This is a genomic window from Kitasatospora misakiensis (assembly GCF_042656005.1).
Taxonomy (GTDB): domain Bacteria; phylum Actinomycetota; class Actinomycetes; order Streptomycetales; family Streptomycetaceae; genus Kitasatospora; species Kitasatospora misakiensis.
The window spans coordinates 352,792-377,529 of the sequence record NZ_JBHSOF010000001.1 but is presented as its reverse complement, the minus strand read 5'-3'; the positions used below and the strand labels follow the sequence as shown (position 1 = coordinate 377,529).

Sequence of the window (24,738 nt, the reverse complement as noted above, 5' to 3'; positions counted from 1 at the left end):
AGCGGTGAGGGTTTGGGGAAGGCTTTACGCGTGACCTGTTGTCACAAACGTGTCAACATTTGATGTCTCCGCGGTTGCTCGACTCATTCCGGTCATACCGATGACTGGGTCGAGTCGCCGCGTCAGGCGTCCACCGGGCACCAGACCGGGCCGGAGTCGACCTGACCCGAGACCACCCGGCCGAACACCACATCGGCGAAGTGCACTCCGAAGCCGATCACCCCCGGCTGCGCCAACTCCTCGACCAGCCGCGCCCGATGGGCGGCGGCCCGGGCGGGATCGTGGTCCGCGCCGACGAACCACCCGGGGTGGCCGACCTGCACGGGCGCGTGCATCGCGTCACCGAAGGCGATCAGCCGCCGCCCGCCGTCCTCGATCACGTACTCGGTGTGGCCGGCCGTGTGACCACCGGTGACCCGCGCCCGGACCCCGGGGAACACCTCCTGCCCGTCCGTCACGGTCCGCACGTACGGGGCCACACCGGCGATCTCCCTCGCCGGCCCGTGCGCCGCGCCGTGCTCCGCCGCCTGCTCCGAGCCGCGGTCGCGCGCGGCCCACTCCGGCTCGGCCACCAGGTGCTCGGCGTGGGCGAACACCGGTCGGCCGCCGTCCGGCCCGGGCCGCCAGGCCCAGCCGAGGTGGTCGGGGTGCAGATGGGTGACGGCCACCGCCTCGATCTCCTCGGGGCGCCGCCCGAGTGCGGCCAGGCCCGCCAGGAGCCCTCCGCCCCGGATCGTGCTGTGCGGCACGCCCGGGACCAGCGGCAGCTCCTCCGGGCCGAACCCCGCGTCGATCAGCAGGGCCCGGCCGTCCCGCTCCACCAGCAGCGCGCCGACGCTCAGGACGAGGAGGCCGAAATCGTCGAGGTATTCCGGGTGTTCGGACCACACCCGGGCATCAGCCTGCGGGAACGCGACGCCCGGCGGCAGCCGCAGCTCGCCGTCCGGCACGTACGACACCGTGGTGTCGCCCAGCCGCAGCGACCGCGTCGTCCCCGGCCGGCGCCACCGGTCCCCCACCACGCCGAACGACTCCACCACAGCTTCTCCCCTGCCGTATCCGTCCCCGCCCCTCAGAGCCCGTCAGCAATATACTTCAAGCTTTCATCATTCTGGCTTGATGTATGTCCGCGGGTAGCATGGCGGCATGACACCGCCCCGGGAAGCGCCGGACGAACGGGCCCGCGCCGAGCGCGCGCTGTGCGGTCTGGTGAACGGACTCGCCCAGCGGATCGGCGACCACCTGCGCGACCACGCCGCCGGCCTCGGCCTCACCGCACCCCAGGCGACCGCGCTGCGTGAGCTGACCGGGCCGATGACGATGCGTGAACTCTCCGAGCGGATGAGCTGCGAGCCCTCCAACACCACCTTCGTCGTCGACCGGCTGGAGCGGCAGGGGCTGGTCGAACGCCGCCCCCACCCGACCGACCGGCGCGCGCGGCACCTCGTCCTCACCCCCGCGGGCACCCTGCTGCGCGAGCGGCTCCTCACCCTGCTCGCCGCCGACTCGCCGCTGGCCGGGCTGCGGCCGGAGCAGCGGAACGCCCTCCAGGCACTGCTCGAAGAGGCCCTCGCCCGCCCCTGACCCCCAGTCGGGACCCCCGGGCGGGACCTCCGGGGCGCGGTCTGGCGCCGGCATGCCGGCGCCAGACCGTCAGGCATTCACGCACTCACACACTCAGGTGGGACTTCAGGACGTCCAGCACGGCCGCCCGCTCGTCGGTCAGGTAGAAGTGGCCGCCCGGGAAGACCTTCAGGTCGAAGGCGCCGGTGGTGTGCGCGGCCCAGTCGCCCGCCTGCTCCAGGGTCACCCGCGGGTCGATGTCGCCGGTCAGCGAGGTGACCGGCACCGAGACGGTCTCCTCCCGCGCGGCCAGGTAGGTCTCGATGGCCGTGTAGTCGCCGCGCAGCGACGGCAGGATCATCGCCCGCAGCTCCGGGTCCGCCAGCAGCCGCTCGTCGGTGCCGCCGAGCCGGGCCAGTTCGGCCAGCAGGCCCGCGTCGGGCAGCAGGTGCACCGCCGAGTCGCGCGGCTCCGACGGGGCCCGGCTGCCCGAGACGCACAGCCGCACCGGACCGGACACCTTGTCGCGCTCGAAACGGCGCGTCACCTCGAAGGCGATCGCCGCCCCCATGCTGTGCCCGAACAGGACCAGCGGCCGGTCGGCCCACGGCCGCAGCGCCGCGTAGACCCGCTCGGCGAGCTCGGGCAGCGAGTCGAGGGCCGGCTCGTCGATCCGGTCCAAGCGGCCGGGGTACTGGGCGGCGAGCACGTCCGCGTACGGCGACAACGCGGCCGACCAGTCCCGGAAGAAGCCCGCCGAGCCGCCCGCGTGCGGGAACATCACGACCCGGACGGGCGCCGCGTCGAACGGATGGAAACGGCGGAACCAGAGACTGTCGGTAACGGCGGTGGGGCCGGGCATAAGGAGCGCTCCTCGCGACTGACGGATCGGCAGAACGGTCTACCCGCACAGTCTCCCCGGCCGACCCGCACCCGCGTCAACCGCCCACCGGACAGAATCCCGCAATCACGGCAGGTCGGCGGCGCCGCGCTCGCCCCGCTCAGCCGGCGTCCGCCGCCCCGCCGCCCGGGCCGCCGCCGAGCGCCGCACCGCCGTGTCCGAACCGCGCCTCGGCCGCCCGCGCCCGGGACCGGCCGTCCAGCAGCAGCACCGAGGCCGCCTCCGGCACCGGCGTCCCGGCGGCGCCCCGGGTGTGCGCGGTCAACGCGGCGAGCAGCCGGTCCAGGCCCCGCCGGTGCCGGGCGAAGACCCGGTGCGACGCCCACCGGCCCCGGGCCCGCTGGCCGGCCAAGGCGGTGGCGGCGCCGACGTCGAGCAGGACGAGGTGCAGCTCCCGCCCCTGCCGGGCGGCCTCGCGGGCGAGCCAGCGGCGCATCCACGCCCGGCTGCCGCAGTCGTGCACCAGCAGCGGCCCGCCCCGGCGCACCGAGCCGCGCAGCAGCCGGAAGTGCTCCAGCCGGGCCCAGGGCCGGTAGACCGCGTACGGCAGGCGGTCCGGCATGACGGCCGCGCAGGCCTCGTGGACGGCCCGCGGATCGACGGTGGCGACGTGCGGCGCGCGGGCCGACCAACGCCGCAGCAGCGTGCTCTTGCCGCTGCCGGGCAGCCCGGAGACGACCACGATCGCGTCGGCCGGGTAGTCGACGGCGAACGACTCGCCGTCCACGCCCCGGAGGTCCACCGGGCCCCGCGGTTCCATGCCCGCCTCCGCCGTCCGGCCCGCACCCGGCGGGACCGTCCTCGGTCCGCCCACGATGACCGCCCCGTCCATACTGCTCACCCGTCCCGTCCGTGCCCGACCTGGAACGATAACAATCCACGCTCCCGTGCCCCCGAACGGTTCCCGCCCCGGGGTCCGCCACGGCAACGCGTCATGAAGCGCGGACCCGCTGACCGGCCGTACTGCGACGTACCACGGCCTCGGCGATCAGGAGACCGGCACCGTCGTCCGGTCCTTCGCCGGCCACGACACGATCGCCGTCCTCCCGGCCGCTACGCCTCGGCCGGGAGGAGGATCCGGGTCGGGCCGCGCCGCGGGCCCCGGGGCCTGATCCGACGCCAATTCTTCGGACACGCCCTGGTGGACGCGGCGGGCGCGGTTGATGCGGTGGAGGTGACGGGCGCGGCGGCGGCCGAGGGGGTCAGGGGCGCGAGGGAGGGCCGGGTGTGCGCCGTTCGTGCTTCGACCGCCCGCGTACACGCTCCTGCGCGCGGCGGTCGGCAGCCGGAACCGCCCGTGGACACTCGACCTGGTGGGCCAGTCTGCCGATATCCCCGGCGGCACCCCCTCGCGCCGTCCTCCTGGAGGCCCTTCCCGTGACCTTGCTCCGCGTCCTCACCGCCCTCGGCATCCTCGCCGCGGCGGCGAGCGCCCTGCTCGTCTTCGCCCTCTGCACGGCCGCGGCCCGCGGCGACCGCACCGACCGGGGCGCCCCCGCCCGCGACCTGCGGTCCGAGGCCGAACGCTCCGGGCTGATCCGCCCTACCAGCGGCGGGAGTTGACGGACCGGGTGGCCGGGGCACGGCCGCCCGGTCGGCGACGGTCAGCCGGCCGTCGCCGCCGCCGGGGAGGCGTTCACGGCGCGCTCATCGCCGCCCGGGGCGATCACCCGCCAAGTACCGTCCCACGAAGGGTGCTACCGCGTGGTGAAGGCACCTCCGTTGACGTGGATGGTCTGTCCGGTGATGTGCCGGGCGCCCGGGGAGGCGAGGAAGCAGGCGGTCCGGGCGATGTCGTCGACCGTGCCGGGCCGCTTGTTGTGCGTCTCCTCCACCAGTGCGCGGTGGCGTTCGTCGCTCAGCCCGCCGCGGAAGAAGTTGGTGCCCTCGATGTAACCCGCGGAGATGACGTTGCAGGTCACTCCCCTGGGAGCGAGCTCGGCGGACAGCGAGGCGTTCCACGCGGCCAGAGCGGCCTTGGCCGCGCCGTAGGAGCCGCCACGGCGCTCGGCGCCGATCGAGCCGATGCTGATGACGGAGCTGTCGCCGGTGAGCCTGTCCTGGACCGCCGCCGTGGTCAGCACCGCGGTGAGCAGGTTCTGCGCCAGGTTGGCATGCCACTGGGCGAGCAGCGCGTCCAGAGGCGCTCCGTCACCTGATGCCGCCTCGGGCAGCCCACCGGCGGCGTTGACCAGGACGTCCACCTGCCCGACGCGATCGGCGAGCGATGCGACCTGCCCCGGATCGGCCGCGTCACAGACGACACCGTGCACCCCCAGCTCCTTGGCGGTCGGCTCGACGGTGTCCGCGTGACGTCCGGTGATGAAGACCTCTGCCCGGTCGACGGCGAACCTCTGGGCGATGGCACGGCCGATGCCGCTGGTTCCTCCGGTGACGACCACGATGCGGGTCATAAATCCTCCTGCCCCCTGCTACGTTTAGACCTAAACATAGCCGAGACCGACAAGGAATCACACCGTGGTCGACGCCGCCGCAGCGGAGGACCCAGGACCCGCCCATTCCGCCACCGAGATCGCCGCGGCCTGGCGACGGGAGCGACCGGGCACCCCGACCGAATCGATCGAGATCGTCACCCCCATCTGGTGGCTGGCCAAGCTCTTCACCGACGACCGCGGCCGGGCTCTGCGAGAGGCGGGGATCGATGCGGCCACCCTCGACCTGCTCTCCGTCATCCGCCGCTCGGGCCCGCCCTACACCCTCAGCACCCGCGAGCTCGCCCGGCGCACGCTGGTCACCGCCGGCGCGATCTCGCAGCGCGTCGCCCGGGCCGAACGCGACGGCCTCGTCCGACGAACACCGGCAGGCACCGGCCGCCGAACCGTCCTGGTGGAACTCACCGCCGAAGGCCACGCGCTCATCGAGCGATCCGTCGACACCGTGCTCGGCCGGGAAGCCGCACTCGTCCGCTGCCTGTCGGACGACGAACGCACCGTGCTCATCGCGACGCTGGACAAACTGATGGCCGACGTCCGACAACGCACGCTCGGCTGAGGCCGGGCCGCGCGGGGCCTAAGCTCGGACCTTCCGAGGAGAGGAACGGTGGGCCGAGTGGGCAGGTGGGAGCGGGCGCTGGACGCGGCCGGGGTGCGGGAGACCGGGTTGCGGGCCGACTACGGCCGGCAGCGGGAACAGGTGACCCGTTACCGGCGGGAGGTCGCGGTGGCCGCCGGGCTGCTGCTCCCGGAGCGGACCGTCCCGCACGTGATGGCGGCGGCGGCGTTCATGCACCGGACGGACACGCTGCTCGACAGCGGCCCGTTCGACCGGCGGCGGGCGGCGGCCGACCGGTGGCGGCAGGAGGTCACCACGAGCCTCGCCGAGGGCCGGACGGACGATCCGGAGCTGCGGCCGCTGCTGCACAGCGTGGCCGCCCGTCCCGTGCTGCGCGACCGGGTGCTGGACTACCTCGCCGCGGCGGACGCGGACCTCGACTTCACCGGGTTCGCGACCGAGGAGGACTACCAGCGGTACGTGGACGGGTACTCACTGCCGGGCTTCATGGTCGTCGCCGCGCTGCTCGGCCCGGACGGCGACCAGTCGGCCTACCGGGCCGCCTGCCGGACCTTCATCGACGCCAGTCAGCGGCTCGACTTCGTCAACGACCTGGCCGAGGACCTCGCGGAGGGCCGGCTGACCGTCCCGGAGGATCGGCTGGCGCGGCACGGCGTCACCCGCGCCGACCTGGAGCAGGCCCGCGACCTGCCGGCGGTGCGGGCGCTGCTGGGCGGCCTGCTGGACGAGGCCGACCGCACCCTGGCCGAGGCGGGGGCGGTGGTCGACCTGGTCCCGGCCGCCCACCGGCCGATGGTCCGCTGCATCGTCGGAGTGGAGGCGCTCACCAGCGCCGCGGCCCGCGCCGACCTCGGCGGGCTGCTGCACCGCTCCGCGAGCCCCGCCAAGCCCGCCGCGCTGCGGCTGCTGGCCCGCGAGTACCTCCGGGCCCGGAAGCACCGCCGCTGACCGGACGGCAACCGGACCGTCAGTGGCCCTCCAGGTCGTCCGGCCGCAGCGCGATGTGGTCAGGGGCGAGCTCGACGGCGACGCGGTGCTGCATGCCGAGCGCCTCCAGGAACTTGGCCGGCAGCTGGACCCGACCGGTGCGGTCCAGCATCACGTACTCCGTCTCGTTGACCGACTCCTCGCCGTGCTCGTCGGTGAGGGTCCGGCGGAGCACCTCGCTGCTGGTACGGCCGTCGCGGATGGCGACCGTGCGGCGGACCTCGCCGGCCACCATCGGGTCGTGGGTGACGATCACGACGGTGGCACCGAGGTCACGGTTGACGGTGCGGAAGGCCTCGAAGATGCTCGCCCCGGTCTCCGAGTCGAGCTCACCGGTGGGCTCGTCGGCGAGCAGCACCGGCGGGTTGTTGGCCATCGCGACGGCGATCGCGACGCGCTGCTGCTGGCCGCCGGACATCTCGGTCGGGCGGCGGCCCGCGAGCTCGCCGATGTCCAGGGCCTCCAGCAGCTCGGCGACCCGGGCGGCCTGCTGGCGCCCCGCACCGCGCGACCGCCGGCCGCCGCGCAGCTGCATGGGCAGCGCGATGTTCTCGGCGGCGGTGAGGAAGGGCAGCAGGTTGCGGGCGGTCTGCTGCCAGATGAAGCCGACCACCTCGCGGCGGTAGCGCAGCCGTTCGCGGGGGGACATCTCCAGCAGGTCGCAGCCGGCGACGGTGGCGGTGCCGGCGGTCGGCACGTCGAGCCCGGCGAGGATGGTCAACAGGGTGGACTTGCCGCTGCCGGAGGCGCCGACCAGGGCGACCAGGTCGCCCTGCCGGATGGTCAGTTCGAGCCCCTGGAGGGCCTGCACCTCGACGCCCTGGGCGCTGAAGATGCGCACCAGCCGGTCGCAGACGATGGCCGCGTCCGCGCCGTGCGCCTTGGGGCCGGCCGCGACGGCGCGCGCCCGCTCCTGCAGTTCCTGGAAGGTGGGGACCGGGGCGGTCCGCTGGTCCTGGGCGCTGCCGTTCACCGCGGTGCTCCTCTCGTCGGCGTGGGTCGCGTCGGCGTGCTGGTGGGGGTGGATCGGTCGTGCTCGCGGTCGCCGCGCGGCGGAGCTGTCATCGCTGGTCCCCCGCGCGCAGTTCGGTGGTGATCTGCCGTCGGCCGGCGATCAGCGCCTCGGCGACGACGCCCGCGGAGACCAGGGCGGCGAGGCCGAGCGTCGGCAGCAGCACCGGCGCGACGGCGACCGGCAGGCCGGGCTCGATCTCCGTGCCGACCAGGATCGACAGGTCGAAGGCGGGCCCGAGCAGGGCGACCGCCGCGACCGCGGCGAGGCCGCCGCCGACGGCCGCGACCAGGGTCTGCGGCAGCGTCTCGATCAGGATGAGGGTCAGGCCCTCCCGGGGCCGCAGGCCCATGGTGCGCAGCCGGGCCAGCAGCGCGGTGCGCTCGGGCGCGGCCCGGACCAGGGTGAGCAGGACGGCGAGCAGGGCGAGGGCGCCGGCGCCGAGGACAGCGGTCCAGAAGAGCCGGGCCGCGGTGTCCTGGAGCGGGTCGTCGGCGAGTTCGGCGCGCACGGTCGCGCTGGTGCGCACGGTGTAGCCGGCCGGCAGGGCGTCCGGTCCGCCGGTGACGGCGGCGGCGGCGCGTTCGGCGTCGGTGGCGATCTGCTCGCGGACCAGGCTCCGCAGCCGGTCCCGGTCGACCGACCCGGTGGCCAACCATAGGTTGGGGCGGCCGAGTTCGGGCGCGAGGGCGACGGCCGGGCCGGCCGGCAGGACGACGAACAGCCGGCCGTCGCCCTGGAGGGCGGGCGTGCCGTCGACGGTGGCGGCGGTGGCGGTGAGCAGTTCCCCGCCGTTCGGCAGGCGCAGGCGGTGGGTGGCGCCCGGGCCGAGCTGCCGGGCGAGCGCGGTCGAGACCAGCGCGGGCACGGGGGCGTCCGGTCCGCCGGTGCCCCCGGACAGCGCGGCCGCGTCGAAGGCTCCCCGCCCGAGCGAGCGGGAGATCTCCGCGTACGCGACCGGGTCGGCGACCACGGCGAAGACCCGGGTGACGCCGTTGTCGCCGAGGACGAACACATCGGTGTCGGCCCAGATCGGGGCCGAGGCCCGGACCCCGGGCAGCTTGCCCGCCGCCTCGGCGAAGGTCCGCGACACGGTGACGCCGCCCGGGACGACCACGGAGGCGTCGCCGCCGACGGTCAGCCGGGCGGCGCGGGTGCGCTCGGTGCCGACGGACCCCAGCACGGTGGAGCCGAAGCCCGCGGTGGTGACGGCGAGCAGCAGGGCGAGCAGGGGCAGCACGGAGGGCCGCGAGCGGTCGGTGCTGCCGCGGGCGGCGCGGGCCAGGCCGAGGAAGCCGATGGCGCCGGGCCGCCGGGTGGCCACCCGGGCGAGCGCGCCGAGCAGCAGCGGTTGGAGGCGGGCGAGCAGCAGTCCGCCGGTGAGCGCGAGCAGCAGCGGTGCGGCGATCAGCAGCGGGTCCGCACCCTCCCCCGCCGGGGCGACGCCGCGCCGGCGGACCTCGGCGACGGCGGCGACCGTCAGGGCCAGGACGGCGAGTTCGCCGGCCGTCCGCCGCCGGGCGCTGCCGGGCCGGGGCCTCGACCAGAGCCGGGCGGCCCGCAGCGGGAGGGCGAGCAGGGTGAACAGGGCGACGGCCGTGCCGGCCAGCACCGCGCCGCCCCAGCGCGGGGTGGGCAGCAGCCAGAGCGCGAGCGCGCCGGCCACGGCCGCGGGGGCGAGGACGGTGACGGCGCCCTCGGCGAGCAGTCGCCGGACGACGCCGCTCCGGGAGCCGCCGCGGGCCTGGAGCAGGCGCAGTTCGGTGGCCCGCCGGTCGCCGGCCAGTGCGGCGGCCAGGCCGAGCACGACCAGGCCGACGCCGGCCAGGCCCGCCGGGCCGATCGCGGCGAGCGGCGCGGTGGCCTCCTGCCGGGCGGTGGCCTGGCCCAGCAGCGCCGGCAGCGGGGAGGTGATCTGCAGGCCGGGGCGGTGGGTGGCGGTCGCCAGCTCGTTGGCGGTGTGCCCGGTGAGGTAGGCGGCGAGTTCCCGCTGGGTGCGGGCGAGCCGGTCGGCGCGCAGCCCGTCGACGTCGACGGGGATCCGCCAGAAGTCCCGGGCGCCGGTCTGCCAGCTCTCCACCCCGTCGAGGGCGGCGCCGTCGACCAGTCCGGTGAGCCGCCAGTAGGCGTAACTCTGCTTGCCCGTCGTGTAGTTGAGGCAGGCCTGGACGGGGCAGGGCAGCTCGGCCCAGTACGGGTCGTCGAGGTCCCCGGCGTCCAGGATGCCGACCACCTCGGCCCGCGGCGGGTTCTCCCCCTCCAGGTTCTCGGCGGTGGCCAGCACGTCGCCGAGGTGGATCCCGACCGTGGTGGCGGTGGAGCGGGCGATCGCGATCGGGACCGGGGCGCCGGCCTTCGGGGCGTCGGGCCAGCGGCCCTCGACGAGCGTCATGTGCTCGCGCAGGCCCTGGACGTAGAGCAGGTCCAGCTGCGGGTCGACGACCTCGGGCCGGGCCAGGCCGGGGTTGGTCAGGCCGCGCGACTTGCCGCTGCGGGCGCCGTAGACCGGTCCGCCGGGGCCCAGGCCGAGGGTGGGGCCGGTGTGCGCGGCGAGCACGGCGGCGTCCTCGTCCAGGCTCTTGGCGCCGCCGCGCAGTTCGGCGGTGGCGAGGAGGCTGGACGCGGCGGGGCCCCGGTCGCGCAGGAAGTCGCGCAGGCCCTGGTCGGCGGCCCGGTCGAGGACGCGGGGGAAGGCGACCGCCAGGAAGACGGTGGCGAACGCGAGCACGGCGGTGAGCAGGGCGGCGAGCGGGGTCGCGCGCAGCCGGGTGCGCACCCACGGTGCCGGTCCGTGGCCGGCCGCCGGGGCGGCGTCGGCGGGCCGGGGGGCGGTGGTGGCGGCCGGGCCGGTCACATCTCCTCCAGGTGACGCAGGCGCTGCGCCACGTCGCGCCGGCGGCGACCGCCGAGCAGGGCCGAGAGCAGGGGGACGGCGGCGATCACGGCGGCCAGCAGCACGGCGGTGCCGAGCGGCAGGTCGACGATGGCCTCCGGGACGGGGCGGCGGGCCGCCGGGGTGAGCACCACGAGCGGCACGATCAGCTGGACGATCAGGGCGCCGAGGCCGAGGCCGACGACGCTGCCGAGGCCGACCAGGACGGCCTGTTCGGCGGCGGCGGTGCGCACCAGGCGGCGCCGGGGGGTGCCGAGGGCGAGCAGCAGCGCGGAGTCGCGGGAGCGCTGGCCGGCGGCGGCGGCCCCGGCGGCGCCGAAGCCGATCGCGGCGAGCGCGGTGGTGACGACGGCGATGGCGGCCAGGGCGTTCTGCGGGGCGGCGCTGAGCGGGTCGCCGAGCAGGTCGGCGGCGACCTCGTCGCGGAGCTGGATCCCGGGGGTGCCGGGGGCGGCGCGCAGCGCGGCGGCGGCTTGGGCGGGGACGGGGTCGTCCGGGCCGGTGGCGGGCAGCCACCATTCGGTGGGCGCGGGCGTCTCCCGTCCGCTCGCCGCGAGCACCCGGCCGACCGCGCCGAGGTCGACGAGCAGGGCGTCGGAGCCGACGACGGGCAGGGATTCGGCCTCGCCGGTGATCCGGACCGGCACGGCGGCGAGGCCGAACGGCACCCGCACGGTCGAGCCGACGGTGGAGCCGGTGGCGGTCAGGTAGCCGCGGGTGGCGACGCCGGCGATCTCGGTCGGCGGCTTGGCCTCGACCGGGGTGATGACGGCGCGCCGGTTGCCGAGGCTGTTGGTGCCGGTCCCGTAGCGCACGCTCAGCAGTCGCCGGTCGTCGGACGGGCCGGGGGCGACGTCCACGCCGACCGGGCGGGCGGCGGGGTCGCCGCCGGTGGCCCAGCCGAGGCCGGCGGGGACGGCGGCCGGGACGGCGGGGGCGCCGGCGTCGTCGGCGGCGGCGAGCCGTCGGACGGTCAGCACCCCGGCGTCCTTGGGGCCGAGGGAGAGGGTCAGGCCGACGACGCTGAGCGGCGCGGAGACCGAGCTGAGTCCGCCGTCGGTGAGCGCGGCGAGGTCCGCGGTGGCGCGGCCGTCGCCGGCGGCGGGGATGCCGGTGAGCGGGGCGACGAAGGAGAGGTGGTGGCTGTCGCGGAGCAGCAGCCAGGCCTCCGGGGCTTCGGGCGCCGGCGGGAGGAGGTCGCCGGGGCTCGGCGGCTGGGCGTCGGGTGTGAAGCTGAGGTCGACGTCGATCCGCTGCGGGCGGCCGGGCAGGGTGACTCCGGCGGCGCCGGCGGGCGGGTCTCCGGCGAGCGGGCCGAACAGGCGCTTCGGGTCCTGTCCGTCGAGCAGGTCGGGGCGGACCGGGACGCGCGCGGCGAAGGCGGCGGCGTCCAGGGCGAGGAGCTGGCCGTGGGAGCCGTCGGGCAGCGACTGTTCCTGCCGGCTGACGGGGAGGATCCGGTCGCCGCCGGGCAGGGCGGCGAACCGGCTGCCCTGGCCGGCCGGCGCCGTGTGGAGGCCGTGGATCCGCAGGCCGCCGGCGGTGGCGAAGGAGGCCTGGTCCTGCTGGGAGCTGTTCCAGGTGTCGTGCTGGCCGAGCGCCAGGACGCCGGTGGAGACGCCGAGCACCAGCAGCAGGACCGGTCCGCTGGCCTGGCCGGGGCGGCGGGCGAGCTGCCAGCCGACCAGGGCGGGCCCGAGGCCGCGGCCGCGGGCGGCCAGCCGGGCGCCGAGCCGGGCGGCCAGCGGCAGCAGCCGCAGCGCGAGCAGGGTGCCGGCGCCCAGGGCGAGGGTCGGGGTGGCGATCAGGATCGGGTCCAGGCCGAGGCGGCCGTCCGCGTCCGGGGACAACCCGCCGCTGTACTGGGCGAGTTGCTGGTAGGCGAGGACGGCCAGGGCGAGCAGGGCGAGGTCGGCGCCGGAGCGGGCCGCGCCGGCGGCCAGGGCCTGACGCTGACCGGCCCGGCGCAGGACGGCGGCGCCCGCGCCGCGCAGCAGGGCGGGGACGGCGGCGAGCAGGACGCAGCCGAGGGCGCAGGCGATCGAGACCGGCCAGAGCGTCCAGCGCAGCGAGGTGTCCAGCGGCACGTGGCGCAGCGGGCCGAAGCCGCCGAGGACGCGCAGCAGCGGCGGGGTGAGCAGCGGGGCCAGCAGGGCGGCGGGCAGCGCGAGCAGCAGGGCCTCGACGGCGGTGTAGCCGCCGAGCCGCAGGCCGGAGGCGCCGCGGGCGGCGAGCAGGGTGTTCTCGGCCTGCTGGCGGCCGGCGATGAGGTGGACGACGAGCAGCAGGGCGGCGGCGGCCAGCACGATCAGCTGGAGGGCGCCGATCAGCAGGGTGGAGCGGGCGACCGTCGCGCCGGAGTCCAGCTCCCGCAGCAGGTCGGGGAGTTCGGTGCGGGCGATGAGTCCGGCGGTCCGGTTGAGGTCGTCGCCGGCCGGGGTGATCCGGCCGCGCAGGGCGTCCACGGCGCTCGCGCCGACGCCGGTGAAGTCGGCGTCGACCAGCCAGCTGCGGCCGTTCTGCGGGATGCCGGCGGCGCTGAAGGCGGTGTCGTCGACGAGCAGCGGGCCGTAGGTGGTGAAGCCGCCGCTCAGGATCTCGCGGCCCTGCACCGGGTCGAGCCGCCAGTAGAGGTCGGCGGGGTCGTTGGCGCGGTAGACGCCGGTGATCCGGACGGCGAGCGGGGCGCCGCCGTACCGGTCGGTGAGCGGGACGTCGGCGGGCAGGGCCTCGGCGGCGAGGCCGAGGCGGGTCAGCACGGACTGCGGGACGGCCGCCTGGACGGGGCCGCCGGGCGTGCCGGGGCCGGCGGCGGCGGGCCAGCCGCCGGCGAGCAGGTGGACGTACTGGCGGTCGAGGGCGGCGAGGAGGGTGAGGTCGTCCTCCTTGCCCGCGCCGGCCGCGGGGGCGGTCGGCGTACCCGTCGGCGTGCCAGGCTGCCTGCCCGTCGAGGCAGCCTGGGCACCTGCGGCCGGCAGGCCGTACGAGCGGCTGCGGGACAGGCCGCGGCTCTCGGTCGGCAGCTCGCCGAAGAGCGCCCTGGCGTAACCGGCCACCGCCGCATCGTCCTTGGCTCGCTGCGCCAGCCCGTGCTCGGAGTTGACCACCACGGTGGTCCGCGGGTGGCCCCGGCCCTGGAGGGCCTGGCGCTGCCCGATCTCGCCGACGGTGCGCTGGAAGGCAACCAGCGCCGTGAGCACCGCCGTTGTGATCAGTACGGTGAGCAGAGCGGCACTGGCCAGGGGCAGTCGCCCGCGCAGACGGCGCACGACGAAGCCGAGCATCCTGTTCCTCCCCCGGTCCTCAATGGTGTCCGCGCCACGCCCGGTCCCGGCAGTCGTCCCGCACTGCGTGGACGGGCGCCCCTGGGCGCGTCGTCATACGTGATCACCGGCGCTTGATCACCGGATAGCGGACGATGCTGTCAGATCCGGTCAAGGAAAGGAAGGGACTTGCGCGAAGGATGCAAGTAGTGAGCAAATGCTCCGCATCGCATCCGCGTCGCACCTGGGGCGACGGCTGACGGAACGTCATGTCCGGGTCCCCTGCCAAGCCATGAACACCTCAATTAAATACCTCAAATGAAGACCGCGAAGAACACCTCGGCCGGCCGCCCTCCACAGGCCCCGCCGGGGAACTCCCAGGGGGACGCCGCATGACACAGCAACCGGCCGGCACCGTCACCGTCACCGCTCCGATGGTGACCGTCACCGATGTGCGCCGCAGCTTCGGCACCGGCGAGCGCGCCGTCCACGCCCTGCGCGGCGTCTCCTTCACCATCGGCCGGGGCGAACTCACCGCCCTCAAGGGCCGCTCCGGCTCCGGCAAGACCACCCTGCTCAACCTGGTCGGCGGCCTGGACAGCCCCACCGGCGGCACCATCACCCTCGACGGCACCGACATGGGCGGCCTGGACGAGGACGGCCGGCTCGCCCTGCGCCGCGACCGGCTGGGCTTCGTCTTCCAGTCCTTCGGCCTGCTCCCGGTGCTCACCGCCGCCGAGAACGTCGGGATCCCGATGCGCCTGCGCAAGGTCCCCGCCGCCCAGCGCGAGGAGCGGGCCCGCACCCTCCTCGCCCTCGTCGGCCTCGCCGACCACGCCAACCAGCGCCCCGGCGAACTCTCCGGCGGCCAGCAGCAGCGCGTCGCCATCGCCCGCGCCCTGGCCAACGAACCCGACCTCATCATCGCCGACGAGCCCACCGGCCAGCTCGACTCCGAGACCGGCCGCTCGATCATGGAGCTGCTCCGCGCCGTCGTCCGCAGCGAGGGCGTCACCGTCCTGGTCGCCACCCACGACCCCAACCTCATGGAACTCGCCGACCGCGTCGTCGAACTCCGCGACGGCCACATCGTCGAGGACCCCGCCCCCGTCGCCTGACCCCCGGCCCGGCCCGGCGCGTCGCGAGCGGGCGGCACGACCCCGGACACCCCGCCGCCGGGGCGCCCGTCGCCGGGCTCAGGACGGCAGGGTGATCGACTGGGCGTGGTGGAAGACGTTCTTGGGGTCCCAGTGCTTCTTGGCCTTCTGCAGGCGGGGGTAGCCGCCCTTGTAGTAGAGCCGCTGGTAGGCCGGCTGCTTGTCGGCGGTGGTGCCCAGGTCGGTGTCGGGGTAGTTGATGTAGGCGCCGTCGGTGTCGGTGCCGATCTCCGGGATGCCGCCGGTCGAGCGGTAGGTGTCCTGGTAGAGCCCGCGCAGGTAGGCGAGGTGGTCGGCGTCCTGGGCCGGGTCGGTCCAGTAGGTCTGGTACTGGAGCTTCAGCACCGAGTCGCGCTGGGGGACGGCGGTCTCGGCGGGGCCGCGGTCGTTCACCTTGCAGCCGTAGGAGTCGATCTGGACCAGGGTCTGGCTGAGGTCGAGGCCCTTGACGTCCCTGGTGAGCCAGTCCCACCAGGTGTCGATCTGCGCGGGGGTGAACGCCTTGCGGTGGTAGGCGGACTTGTACTTGCCGCGCTGGTTGGGTCCGGAGCCGTTGAGCGTCATGGTCGCCTGGAACCACGGTAGTTGGCGGCGCTTGTCCGGGTAGGGCAGGAAGAGGCCGCCGACGCCCCGGGTCTGCGCGGTGGGCTTGGCGCGCATCCCGTTCTCGATCCGGGTGAGGAACGCGTCCAGCGGAGCCGGGTCCTCCTCGTCCCACTGGCTGAACAGGACGAGGTTCCCGTTCGAGTGGTGGGTGAGGTGGAGGATGGAGAACAGCCCGCGGTAGACCGTCTCCCGGGGGTCGCTGTGCTCGGCGAAGAACGCGCCGAAGTTGGCGAGCAGGGTGCGGAAGTCCTCGGGGTGCTCGATCAGGTCCGCCCACTGCCAGGCGACGCTGCTGAGCCAGACCCGGGGCGGCGGCGCGGGCACCGTACGGGCGAAGTGGTAGCGCAGCACCACGCCGAAGTTGCCGCCGCCTCCCCCGGTGTGGGCCCAGAACAGCTCGTGCTCGGGCGAGCCCGCGGGGTCGCCCCGGTGCGCCCGGGTCACCTCGACCGTGCCGCCGCGGACGGTCACCACGTCCACCTGGACCAGGTGGTCGACGGTCAGCCCGTGCCGCCGGGAGAGCAGCCCGTACCCGCCGCCGCAGATGTGGCCGCCCGCGCCGACCGAGTAGCAGGATCCGGCCGGGATCGTCACCCCGTACTCGCGGAACAGGGTGGCGTAGACGTCCCAGTTGGTGGCACCGCCCTCGACGCAGTAGGTGGACCCGCCGAACTTGTCCGTCCCGGCCCGGACGCCGCGCAGGGTGCTGAGGTCGAGGACGACGCCCTTGTCGTTGTCGACGAAACCCTCGTAGCAGTGGCCGCCGCCGCGCACCGTCGGCCGCAGCCCGCGGTCGAGCGCCGAGCTCAGCTCCGCCACCGCGTCGGCCTCGTTGCCCACCAGGCGGATGTACGCCGGCCGGCTGCGCCACCGCTGGTTGAAGCCCTGGCTGAGGGTCTCGTAGCGGGAGTCCGGGGGGAAGACGGTCCACCCCTCGGGCTGGTCGAGCGGCTCGGCCGCGGCCGGTCCGGCGGCGGCCAGGCCCAGTGAGGCGGCGGAAATCCCGGCAGCGGCCATTCCGGTACCGCCGATAAATCCCCGGCGGGAGAATTCACGACTCATCGATGGGACCCACTTTCTCCACGTCGAGTCAAGCTGGCGGCCGCACGCTAACACGCGCGACCGACAGAACGAGCCAGGCGCAAGTTCATGTGAAAGTATGCGAACGAATTGCGCCACGGGGCCGCCTGACTTCCCACAGGCGCGGGAAACACCGCCCGCGCCCGGGACGTCCGACGGTCCGCCCGAGGCCGCCCCGGCCGGGCGCCTTGACGATCGATCAGGTTAGGCGCCATATTACTTTCATGGCTCAGCAGCACGAGGCCGGCGACGGCGCACCCTCGCTCGACCAGGCACGCCGACAGCTCTCCCGGTACGGCCTGGCGGCCGACCCGCAGGCGATCCTGGTCGCGGCCCGGTTGATGACCGCCGGCGCCCGGCTCGGACAGGCCGCCGAGGCGCACTTCGCGCGCTTCGGCCTGTCCACCGGCCGCTACCGGCTGCTGGCCGACCTGGAGGACCACGGCGGCGAGAAGTCGCCCTCCCGGCTCGCGACCTCGCTCGGCGTCTCGCGGGCGACCGTGACCGGCCTGGTCGACGGGCTGGAGCGGGACGGCCTGGTCGCCCGCCGCCCGTCCATCGAGGACGGGCGGGGGAACGTGGTGGTCCTGACCGCGCGCGGCGCCCAGCGACTGCGCGACATGGCACCCGAGCACTTCGAACGGATGCAGGCCATGGTCGACGGCCTCTCGGTCGAGGAGCGCGCGGTCTTCCTCGACCTGCTGGCCAGGGTGGTCGAGGGCATCTCCGCCCTGACCGAGGACTGACGCCCGACCGACTGACGTCCGACCGGCGGTCGGCCGAACCGGCCCTTTCACGCCCCAGTAGTTAGCCACCTGACCACTAATAATTAGCCTCCTAATCACTAGGACGACTCATGCCCAGCAGAACCGAGCAGCGAACCACCGCGCCCGGCACCACCACTCCGCCGCGCTTCGTCCTCTGGCGCGAGGTGCTGATCGCCTACGTGGCGCCCGCCGTCATGGCCGGAATCGGCGGCTTCGCGACCGGCCAGTCGGAGCTCAGAATCGCGGCCGTCACCACCATCGCCGGCACCTCGGCGCTGGTCGCCGTCCTGGTCGGCGCCCGGCACCGGCGCCGTTCGGCCGACTCCTGGGCCGCCCGCGGGCCGGTCCCGCTGCTCGCGCCCGCCTTCGGCCTCGGCTGCGCCGCCGTCGCGCTGGCCGTCGGCTGGGCGGGCGCCGAGTTGCTGCCCCGGATCCCGGCGCTCGCCGACAGCCCATGGCCGGGCCGGCTGCGCATCGACCTGCCGCTGTCCGCCGCGATCGCGGCGACCATGACCACCTGGCGCTGGCGCGCGTCGCTCCCCCGCCGACACCGGGCGCACTGACACCGCGCGCACTGACACCGCACGCACTGAACCGGGCGCACCGAACCACCCGGCACCCACCACCGACCGAACCGAGGAGTGAACCCCGCGTGATCACCGTCATGGGAGCGTCCGGCGCGACCGGCGGCGCCGCCCTGCGCAGCCTCACCGCCCAGGGCGTCCCCGTCCGCGCCCTGAGCCGGGACCCCGACCGCCTGCTGGCCGGCCTCGACGGCCGCACCCGCCCGCTGGTCGAGGCGGTCGCCGCCGACGCCGACGACCCCGACTCGCTGCGCGCCGCCCTCAAGGGGACCACCCGGCTCTTCCTGACCATGGCGAACGGTCCGCGGCAGGTCGAGCACGAGCTGCGCGCCGTCGACCTGGCCGTGCTCCAGGGCGTGGAGCACGTCGTCAAGGTCTCCGCGCCGGCCGCCGAGCCCGACTCCCCGGTCGCCGTCTCGCGCGGCCACCACCTCATCGAGGAGCGGCTGCGCGCCCTCGGCCTCCCCGCGACCGTGCTGCGCCCGTACGCGTTCATGCAGAAGCTGCTGCTGCTCGCGCCCGGCGTCGCCGCGGCCGGGGTGATCCACGGCGCGATGGGCACGGCCCGGTGCAACTACGTCGACTGCCGGGACATCGGCGACGTCGCCGCCGCCGTGCTCACCCAGCCGGGGGCGGCCGGCGGCACCCTCCCGCTGACCGGCGGCCGGGCCTACAGCCACGCCGAGCTGGCCGGGCTGCTGGGCACCCTGCTGGGCCGTCCGGTGCGGTACGTGGACCTGCCGCCCGCCGAGCTGCACGCCCACCTGGTCGCCCGGTCCGGGATGCCGGACTGGCTGGCCGCCCACGTGGTCGAGATCCAGCGGCTCGCCGTCGAGCGCCCGGAGGCCCCGGACGATGCCGCGTCCCGGCTGATCGGGCGCGCTCCGCGTACCCTGGAAGCATTCCTCCGGGAGCATCTCGACCGGTTCCGCTGACCCCGTCCGCGCGGTCCCGGCGCTCCCCGTACGCGGCCCCGACGCGGGCCCGACGGCCCGCCGCACCCCTCGCGGCGGGCCCGTCACCCCGTGGGAGCGGCTCCGGATGTGGCATGGGTCACGGTCGGAAAATCGACCTGACGGACCGTCAAAACGACTGACGGTCCGTCACGTCCGATCGATGGCGCCTCAGTTGTGACCTGATGGTCCGTCAGATTCAGCCACTCCAGGGCCAGTTGAGTGGAGTGTCGGCCACTGTGCCGTTCACCGCGCAGGGCTACCATCGGTTGGGTTGTCCGCTCCGGCCCCGGAGTGGGATCACCCGGTTCAAGGCGAGTGCTCCCACCGCCCCCAAGGGCCGGAAGATCGATCGGGACGGGGCGAGACCAAGGAGCACACCGCACCTATGACAGCCGAAGCCAGCCGGGAGACGGGCCAGGGCGCACCGACCGACGGCGTCGCCACCGCCCCGGACGCCACCGCCCACGCCATCCCCGGCACGGCCGAGCCCGGCGGGAACCCCGCGGCGGCCGGGACCGCCGAGCCGGACGCAGCGGCCGAGAAGCAGGCCCGCTACCCCGGCCGGCCGGCCCCCGCCCCGCGCACCCTGATCGACATCCTCGACGCGACCGCCCGGCAGCACCCCGCCGAGCCCGCCCTCGACGACGGCCGCACCGTCCTCGGCTACCGGGCCCTGGCCGCCGAGGTCGAGCACCTGCGCCGCCGCCTCGCCGCCGCCGGCATCGGCCGCGGCGACCGGGTCGGCATCCGGGTGCCCTCGGGCACCAACGACCTCTACGTCTGCGTCCTGGCCGTGCTCGCCGCCGGCGCCGCCTACGTCCCGGTGGACGCCGAGGACCCGGACGAGCGCGCCCAGCTGGTCTTCGAGGAGGCCGCCGTCGCCGCCGTACTCGGCGCCGAGCGCGCGCTCACCCTCACCGAAGCCGGCCCGTCCCACGAAACCGGCCCCGCCCACGAAACCGCCCCGACCCGCGAGCCGCTCGCCGACCGGACACCGGACGCACACCGCCCCACCCCCGCGGACGACGCCTGGATCATCTTCACCTCCGGCTCGACCGGCCGCCCCAAGGGCGTCGCCGTCACCCACCGCAACGCCGCCGCCTTCGTCGACGCCGAGGCCGCGCTCTTCCTCCAGGACGAGCCGATCGGCCCCGGCGACCGGGTGATGGCCGGCCTGTCCGTCGCCTTCGACGCCTCCTGCGAGGAGATGTGGCTGGCCTGGCGGCACGGCGCCTGCCTGGTGCCCGTCCCCCGCTCCCAGGTGCGCAGCGGCGCCGACCTCGGCCCCTGGCTGGCCGAGCAGGAGATCACCGTGGTCTCCACCGTGCCGACGCTGGCCGCGCTCTGGCCGGCCGAGGCGCTGAACGAGGTCCGGCTGCTGATCTTCGGCGGCGAGGCCTGCCCGCCCGAGCTGGTGCAGCGCGTCGTCACCGAGGGTCGCGAGGTGTGGAACACCTACGGCCCCACCGAGGCCACCGTGGTCGCCTGCGGGGCGCTGCTCACCGGCGAGGGCCCGGTGCGGATCGGCCTGCCGCTGGACGGCTGGGACCTCGTCGTGGTCGACGAGTCCGGCGAGCCGGTCGCGCCGGGCGGCACCGGCCAGCTGGTGATCGGCGGTGTCGGCCTGGCCCGCTACCTGGACCAGGAGAAGGACGCCGAGAAGTACGCCCCGCTGCCCTCGATGGGCTGGGAGCGCGCCTACCGCAGCGGCGACCTCGTCCAGGCCGACCCGGAGGGCCTGCTCTTCCTGGGCCGGGCCGACGAGCAGATCAAGCTCGGCGGCCGCCGGATCGAGCTCGGCGAGGTCGACGCGGCGCTGCAGGCCCTGCCCGGCGTGGCCGGTGCGGCCGCGGCCGTGCGCACCGCGCGCGGCGGCAACCAGCTGCTGGTCGGCTACCTGGTGACCGGCGAGGGCTGGGACCGCGAGGAGGCCGTGCGGCGGCTGCGCGCCGAGCTGCCGGCCGCGCTCGTCCCGCTGCTGGCACCGGTCGACACCCTGCCCACCCGCACCTCCGGCAAGGTCGACCGCAACGCGCTGCCCTGGCCGCTGCCCGACCTGGAGTCCGCCGGGCCGACCGAGCAGCTGTACGGCACCGAGGCCTGGCTGGCCGAGCAGTGGACGGAGATCCTCGGGGTGCCGGTGAGCGGCGCCCGGGAGGACTTCTTCGCGATCGGCGGCGGCAGCCTGGCCGCCGCCCGGCTGACCACCCTGCTGCGCACCCGCTACCCGAACGCGGCGGTGCTGGACATCTACCAGCAGCCGACCCTGCGCAAGCTCGCCCGGCATCTGGAGGGCACCGCGACCGGCACCGGCGAGGCCCGGACCGTCGAGCCGGTGCCGACCCGGGCCAAGCTGCTCCAGCTGCTCCTGCTGATCCCGCTGTTCACCGTGGTCGGGCTGCGCTGGTCGGTGGCGCTGCTGGCGCTCGGCAACCTGCTCTCGCACCTGGACGGCTACGCCTGGGCGCCGACCGCCTCGTGGTGGGCGGTCGGCGCGGGCGCGGCGGTGCTGTTCACCCCGGCGGGCCGGCTGGCCCTCGGGGCCGGCGGCGCCCGGCTGCTGCTGCGCGGGCTGCGCCCGGGCAGCTACCCGCGCGGCGGCGGCGTCCACCTGCGGCTCTGGGCCGCCGAGCGGCTGGCCGAGGTGAGCGGCGCGACCTCGCTCTCCGGCGCCTGGCTGGTGCGCTACGCGCGGGCGCTCGGCGCCAAGGTCGGCGAGGAGGTGGACCTGCACGCGCTGCCGCCGATCACCGGCATGCTCAAGCTGGGCCGGGGCTGCGCGGTGGAGGCCGAGGTGGACCTCAACGGCTACTGGCTGGACGGCGACCGGCTGGTGGTCGGGCAGCTCAAGGTCGGTTCGGGCGCCGTGGTCGGCACCCGGTCGACCCTGCTGCCGGGCGCCCGGATCGGCAAGCGGGCCCAGGTGGTGGCCGGCTCCAGCGTCACCGGGCACGTCCCGACCGGCCAGCTCTGGGGCGGCGCGCCCGCCGTCAAGCTGGGCCGGGCCGAGCGGAGCTGGCCCAAGGAGCGCCCGACCCGCCAGGCCCGCTGGTCCGCCCTGTACGGCCTGAGCGGGACGGCGCTGAGCCTGCTGCCGCTGCTGCCCGCAGTGGCCGGTCTGACGGTGCTCGCCCCGTTCGTCGACCCGTCGGCCGGTCTGGGCGGCGCGCTCGGCGGCGCCCTGCTCGGCCTGCTGCCGGCCACCCTGGCGTTCGGGGTGGTGTACGCGGCGCAGCTGGTCGCGGCGGTGCGGCTGCTGTCGATCGGCCTGCGGCCCGGCGTCCATCCGCTGCACGGCCGGGTCGGCTGGCAGGCCTGGACGGTCACCCAGCTGATGGACCAGGCCCGGGAGGTGCTCTTCCCGCTGTACGCGGGGCTGGTCACGCCGCTCTGGCTGCGGGCGCTGGGCATGCGGGTCGGCCGGCACGCGGAGGTGTCGACGGTGCTGGCGCTGCCGAGCCTGACCACGGTCGGCGACGGCGCGTTCCTGGCCGACGACACCCTGATGGCGCCGTACGAGCTGGGCGGCGGCTGGGTGCGCCTGGGCGAGGCGAAGGTCGGCGACCGGGCGTTCCTCGGCAACTCGGGGATGACCGCGCCGGGCCGTTCGGTGCCCAAGCGCGGCCTGGTCGGCGTGCTGTCGGCGACGCCGGCGAAGGCGAAGAAGGGCGGCTCGTACCTGGGCATGCCGCCGGTGCGGCTGCCGCGCTCGGCCGACCGGGCGGACCAGAGCCTGACGTACGAGCCGCCGGCGCGGCTGCTGTGGGCGCGCGGGCTGGTCGAGGTGGCCCGGCTGCTGCCGGTGCTGGCCTCGGGCGCGCTGGGCGCGCTGACGCTGGCGGTGCTGTCCTGGCTGGCCGTCGCGTGGTCCCCGGTGGCGGCGGCGCTGCTGTCCGGTCCGGTGCTGCTGGCGGCGGGCACGGTGGCCTGCGCGGTCGCGGTGGCGGCGAAGTGGCTGCTGGTCGGCCGGTTCCGGGCGGTGGAGCACCCGCTGTGGAGCGGCTTCGTGTGGCGCAACGAGCTGGCGGACACCTTCGTCGAGGTGCTGGCGGTGCCGTGGCTGGTGGGCGCGGTGCCGGGCACCCCGGTGCTGAACCTGTGGCTGCGCGCGCTGGGCGCTCACGTCGGGCGCGGCGTGTGGTGCGAGAGCTACTGGCTGCCGGAGGCGGACCTGGTCACGCTCGGGGACGGGGTGACGATCAACCGCGGGTGCGTGGTGCAGACCCACCTCTTCCACGACCGGATCATGCGGATGGATACTGTCGTCCTCAGCGAGGGCGCCACCCTGGGGCCCGGCGGCATCGTGCTGCCCGGCAGTACGGTGGGTGCGCGCAGCACGCTCGGTCCGGCCTCGCTGGTGATGCGTGCCGAGTCGGTGCCCGCCGACTCCCGGTGGCTCGGCAACCCGATCGAGGTGTGGCAGGCCACGTCCTGACCGCCGTCCCGGGGGGCCGGCCGGGGTACTACGCCCCGGCCGGCCCCCCGGCGTCCACCGTCCCCGACCTACGTCCCCTGTCCGTCCTGACCGTCCTGACCGTCCTGACCGTCCGGCCCCGCCCATCCCCCTGTTCCAGGAGCGTACGACCCGGTGAACCCCAGCCCGGCGCAGTCCCCGCAGCCCCCGCAGCCCGTCACCCCGCCGGATCCGTACTTCCCGAACAGCGGCGATCCCCGGTACCGGGTGCACCGGTACGAGCTGGCGCTGGACTACCGGCCCGGCCCCAACCGGCTGGGCGGTACGGCCCGGCTGAGCGCCGTGGCCGTGACCGCGCTGAACGAGTTCGCGCTGGACCTCGCGGAGTTCCGGATCGGCCGGGTGCTGGTGGACGGCAAGGCGGCCCGCTACACCCACCGGGCCGGCAAGCTGCGGGTGCGCCCGGCGAAGGCGCTGCCGGCGGGCGCGGCGTTCACCGTCGAGGTGCACTACACCGGCAACCCCCGGCCGGTCCGCAGCCCGTGGGGCGGCCTCGGCTGGGAGGAGCTGACCGACGGCGCGCTGGTGGCCAGCCAGCCGGTCGGGGCGCCGTCCTGGTTCCCGTGCAACGACCGGCCGGCGGACAAGGCGACGTACCAGATAGCGGTGACCACGCCGTCGCCGTACACCGTGGTGGTGGGCGGCCGGCTGCTGACCCGCACCACCGGTTCGTCCAGCACCACGTGGGTGTACGAGCAGTCCGCGCCGACCTCGACCTATCTGGTGACGGTCTCGATCGGCCACTACCGGCCGGTGGCGCTGGCCGAGCACCCGGAGGTGCCGCAGACCGGTTTCGTGCCGGAGCGGCTGGCCGGCTCGTTCGCGACGGACTTCGGGCGCCAGCCCAGGATGATGGCCTACTTCGGCGAGGTCTTCGGCCCGTACCCGTTCGGCGAGTACACCGTGGTGCTCGCCGACGAGGAGCTGGACGTCCCGGTGGAGGCGCAGGGGGTGGCGACCTTCGGCACCAACCACCTGGGCGGCGGTTGGGAGCGGGAGCGGCTGATCGCCCACGAGCTGGCGCACCAGTGGTTCGGCAACAGCGTGTCGATCCGCGACTGGAGCCACATCTGGCTGAACGAGGGTCTGGCGAAGTACGCCGAGTGGCTCTGGTCGGAGCGGGCGGGCGGACCGTCGGCCGCCGCCCGGGCCGGGTACGCGCACCGGCTGCTGGCCGGCCGGCCGCAGGACCTCCGGCTGGCCGCCCCGGGCCGCAAGCTGATGTTCGACGACCGGCTGTACCAGCGCGGCGGTCTGGTGGTGCACGCGCTGCGGCTGACGCTCGGGGACGCCGCGTTCTTCCGGATGCTCAAGGACTGGGCGGGCTTCCACCGCCACGGGGTGGTCACCACGGCGGACTTCCTCGCGCACGCGGCCCGGTACGCGCGGACGCCGCTGGAGGGGCTGTTCGAGGCCTGGCTGTGGCGGCCCGAGCTGCCGCCGCTCCCGCCGGGCTGACCGG

At 75.5% G+C, this 24,738-nt stretch carries 18 protein-coding genes; 10 read left to right on the top strand and 8 right to left on the bottom strand.

Translation table 11 applies throughout. From position 1 onward, the window contains the following. Positions 1–122 precede the first annotated feature (122 nt). On the bottom strand, positions 123–1,040 hold the full coding sequence (locus ACFP3U_RS01515; RefSeq protein ID WP_380223216.1) for an MBL fold metallo-hydrolase: 918 nt from the start codon (positions 1,038–1,040) through the stop codon (positions 123–125). 106 nt (positions 1,041–1,146) lie between these two features. Here ACFP3U_RS01515 and ACFP3U_RS01510 point away from each other — a divergent pair, with 106 nt between their 5' ends. Next, complete coding sequence (locus tag ACFP3U_RS01510) at positions 1,147–1,584, top strand: MarR family winged helix-turn-helix transcriptional regulator (protein WP_380223215.1); 438 nt, start codon at positions 1,147–1,149, stop codon at positions 1,582–1,584. Positions 1,585–1,669: 85 nt separating this feature from the next. Here ACFP3U_RS01510 and ACFP3U_RS01505 read toward each other — a convergent pair whose 3' ends face one another. Next, positions 1,670–2,425 (bottom strand): thioesterase II family protein, encoded by a 756-nt coding sequence (locus tag ACFP3U_RS01505; protein WP_380223214.1) that lies wholly within the window; start codon positions 2,423–2,425, stop codon positions 1,670–1,672. Positions 2,426–2,564: 139 nt separating this feature from the next. Further along, a complete protein-coding gene (locus ACFP3U_RS01500) occupies positions 2,565–3,224 on the bottom strand; it encodes an AAA family ATPase (protein WP_380223213.1) in 660 nt (219 codons plus the stop codon). Positions 3,225–3,841: 617 nt separating this feature from the next. Between ACFP3U_RS01500 and ACFP3U_RS01495 the strand changes: the two genes are divergently transcribed. Further along, positions 3,842–4,027 (top strand): hypothetical protein, encoded by a 186-nt coding sequence (locus ACFP3U_RS01495; RefSeq protein WP_380223212.1) that lies wholly within the window; start codon positions 3,842–3,844, stop codon positions 4,025–4,027. A gap of 134 nt (positions 4,028–4,161) precedes the next feature. Here the strand turns inward: ACFP3U_RS01495 and ACFP3U_RS01490 are convergent, their stop codons facing one another. Continuing rightward, on the bottom strand, positions 4,162–4,878 hold the full coding sequence (locus tag ACFP3U_RS01490; RefSeq protein ID WP_380223211.1) for an SDR family NAD(P)-dependent oxidoreductase: 717 nt from the start codon (positions 4,876–4,878) through the stop codon (positions 4,162–4,164). A gap of 64 nt (positions 4,879–4,942) precedes the next feature. On the opposite strand from ACFP3U_RS01490, the gene ACFP3U_RS01485 reads away from it, so the two are divergent. Both ACFP3U_RS01485 and ACFP3U_RS01480 read left to right on the top strand, forming a co-directional pair. Beyond that, complete coding sequence (locus tag ACFP3U_RS01485) at positions 4,943–5,476, top strand: MarR family winged helix-turn-helix transcriptional regulator (protein WP_380223210.1); 534 nt, start codon at positions 4,943–4,945, stop codon at positions 5,474–5,476. Positions 5,477–5,533: 57 nt separating this feature from the next. Further along, on the top strand, positions 5,534–6,445 hold the full coding sequence (locus ACFP3U_RS01480; protein ID WP_380223209.1) for a phytoene/squalene synthase family protein: 912 nt from the start codon (positions 5,534–5,536) through the stop codon (positions 6,443–6,445). Positions 6,446–6,464: 19 nt separating this feature from the next. Here the strand turns inward: ACFP3U_RS01480 and ACFP3U_RS01475 are convergent, their stop codons facing one another. The 3 genes from ACFP3U_RS01475 to ACFP3U_RS01465 all read right to left on the bottom strand — a co-directional run bounded on the left by ACFP3U_RS01475 (position 6,465) and on the right by ACFP3U_RS01465 (position 13,673). After that, positions 6,465–7,457 carry an ABC transporter ATP-binding protein gene (locus ACFP3U_RS01475; protein ID WP_380223208.1) on the bottom strand — a complete coding sequence of 331 codons (993 nt, stop codon included), beginning with the start codon at positions 7,455–7,457 and terminating at the stop codon, positions 6,465–6,467. Positions 7,458–7,545: 88 nt separating this feature from the next. Continuing rightward, on the bottom strand, positions 7,546–10,350 hold the full coding sequence (locus ACFP3U_RS01470; protein ID WP_380223207.1) for a hypothetical protein: 2,805 nt from the start codon (positions 10,348–10,350) through the stop codon (positions 7,546–7,548). After that, positions 10,347–13,673 carry an FtsX-like permease family protein gene (locus ACFP3U_RS01465; protein WP_380223206.1) on the bottom strand — a complete coding sequence of 1,109 codons (3,327 nt, stop codon included), beginning with the start codon at positions 13,671–13,673 and terminating at the stop codon, positions 10,347–10,349. Before ACFP3U_RS01465 ends, ACFP3U_RS01470 begins: the two co-directional genes overlap by 4 nt. Before the next feature lie 371 nt (positions 13,674–14,044). Between ACFP3U_RS01465 and ACFP3U_RS01460 the strand changes: the two genes are divergently transcribed. Next, positions 14,045–14,770: an ABC transporter ATP-binding protein gene (locus ACFP3U_RS01460; protein WP_380223205.1), complete on the top strand. Its 726-nt coding sequence runs from the start codon at positions 14,045–14,047 to the stop codon at positions 14,768–14,770. A gap of 78 nt (positions 14,771–14,848) precedes the next feature. Here ACFP3U_RS01460 and ACFP3U_RS01455 read toward each other — a convergent pair whose 3' ends face one another. Continuing rightward, on the bottom strand, positions 14,849–16,477 hold the full coding sequence (locus tag ACFP3U_RS01455) for an FAD-binding oxidoreductase (RefSeq protein ID WP_380223204.1): 1,629 nt from the start codon (positions 16,475–16,477) through the stop codon (positions 14,849–14,851). A 242-nt stretch (positions 16,478–16,719) separates the two neighbouring features. Here ACFP3U_RS01455 and ACFP3U_RS01450 point away from each other — a divergent pair, with 242 nt between their 5' ends. The 5 genes from ACFP3U_RS01450 to ACFP3U_RS01430 all read left to right on the top strand — a co-directional run bounded on the left by ACFP3U_RS01450 (position 16,720) and on the right by ACFP3U_RS01430 (position 24,734). Next, positions 16,720–17,241: a MarR family winged helix-turn-helix transcriptional regulator gene (locus ACFP3U_RS01450; protein ID WP_380223203.1), complete on the top strand. Its 522-nt coding sequence runs from the start codon at positions 16,720–16,722 to the stop codon at positions 17,239–17,241. Between the two features lie 110 nt (positions 17,242–17,351). Beyond that, positions 17,352–17,825: a hypothetical protein gene (locus ACFP3U_RS01445; RefSeq protein WP_380223202.1), complete on the top strand. Its 474-nt coding sequence runs from the start codon at positions 17,352–17,354 to the stop codon at positions 17,823–17,825. Between the two features lie 89 nt (positions 17,826–17,914). Then, the gene (locus ACFP3U_RS01440; protein WP_380223201.1) at positions 17,915–18,781 is read left to right on the top strand and encodes an NmrA family NAD(P)-binding protein; all 867 of its coding nucleotides are present in this window, start codon (positions 17,915–17,917) and stop codon (positions 18,779–18,781) included. A 406-nt stretch (positions 18,782–19,187) separates the two neighbouring features. After that, complete coding sequence (locus ACFP3U_RS01435; RefSeq protein WP_380223200.1) at positions 19,188–23,237, top strand: Pls/PosA family non-ribosomal peptide synthetase; 4,050 nt, start codon at positions 19,188–19,190, stop codon at positions 23,235–23,237. A gap of 153 nt (positions 23,238–23,390) precedes the next feature. After that, positions 23,391–24,734, top strand: coding sequence for a M1 family metallopeptidase (locus tag ACFP3U_RS01430; RefSeq protein ID WP_380223199.1), 1,344 nt, complete (start codon positions 23,391–23,393; stop codon positions 24,732–24,734). Positions 24,735–24,738: the final 4 nt, after the last annotated feature.